Below are 1,223 nucleotides of genomic sequence, written 5' to 3'. Positions count from 1 at the left end.
CCAATGCTATTAACTTAAGCTATTTATATGTCTGGTGCAGTCTGTTTTTTCTTTTTTTAAACGTTATTCTAGGAAAGCTTCTGTCCGGTTTTATTGGAATTTTAGAAGATGCTATTAGTTTAATAAGAGATTGAATTATATGTTCTGGGTTCTCTGTATTTAGTATTTGAATAATTACTTTTCTAACAAACCTGAAAGCATTTTGCCAATTGTATTTATATTTTAGTCTTCTCTTTTTGTCCTTATCGATTTCCTGCTGTGCCTGGATACCAAATAAAGCAACCAGATTCATCATAAATACATGCGCTTCAAACTCCTGGAATATTCCATCGGGTTTTCGAGCACCAAACTGCTCTAGTTTCATCTTTGGTTTTAGTTTTTTAAAACCTTCTTCCACTGGCCATCTTAGCCCATAAAGTGCTTTCATGTTCTCTGTACAGACATCATTCATGTCCAATAAAGAAGATACAAGTACTTCGATCTCCCCAGTTTTTAATTCGATTTTGGTAACCCTGACCGTAATTTTTTTAGTATCTAATCCATGCTTTAAGCAGGATTCTATTTCCTTTGGACTGGGATACCACTCTGTTATAACGTCATTTTCACTCTCCTGAGCTATCCGTTTTGCAAAACAGGACTGAGCGCTGCTTATCCGGATACAGAAATCCTGTTTTAATGTGTAAAGATTTTTGAAAATATGAAAATATCCGAATCCCCGATCTAAAATAACTATGGATTTACAGGCTGGCAGTTCTTCAAGGCATGCATTAAAAAGTGTTCTTTCTGTGTGCTCCATCTTTGATATTCTTTTGGAAAGAATTGCTCCACTAAAAACATCATAAAACATAAAAATCTGCGCCAGACAACTCTTTATACTTCCACCTTTTTCCGAATAGATTCCAAAAAAACTTTTTATCTGCCTGGAAGGTGGTAGCCCAACTGTGGAGCCATCACCGGCAATCAATTGATATCCCCTCCAAAGTTGTGATGGGTTATGTTTGTGGTAATCTGCTAGTATTTTGTTCAGGTCCTTGAAAAAGGAAAGGGATATTTTATATCGAGCCTTAGAAAAAGCTGCTCCTGTTACCGCTTTTGATGATAAACTGGGCAAAATTGTAGAAATATTATACGCTACAGATTCTTTAAAAAGATTTAATATGGTAGAAACAACAACCGGAAAGCTTAAACTTCGTGTGCGTGTAAAAAAGATTGGCTCTTTAAAA

The 1,223-nt window shown here is 35.5% G+C and carries 1 protein-coding gene; it reads right to left on the bottom strand.

The genetic code is table 11. The annotated features are described in order from the left end of the window. Window positions 1-19: 19 nt before the first annotated feature. Window positions 20-1,223, bottom strand: a 1,204-nt coding sequence (locus ACN1CD_RS23570; RefSeq protein WP_419132880.1) for an IS4 family transposase, incomplete at its 5' end; no start/stop codon positions are given.

This window comes from Pedobacter sp. N23S346 (assembly GCF_048515415.1).
Taxonomy (GTDB): domain Bacteria; phylum Bacteroidota; class Bacteroidia; order Sphingobacteriales; family Sphingobacteriaceae; genus Pedobacter.
This window is presented reverse-complemented; position numbering and strand designations above follow the sequence as displayed.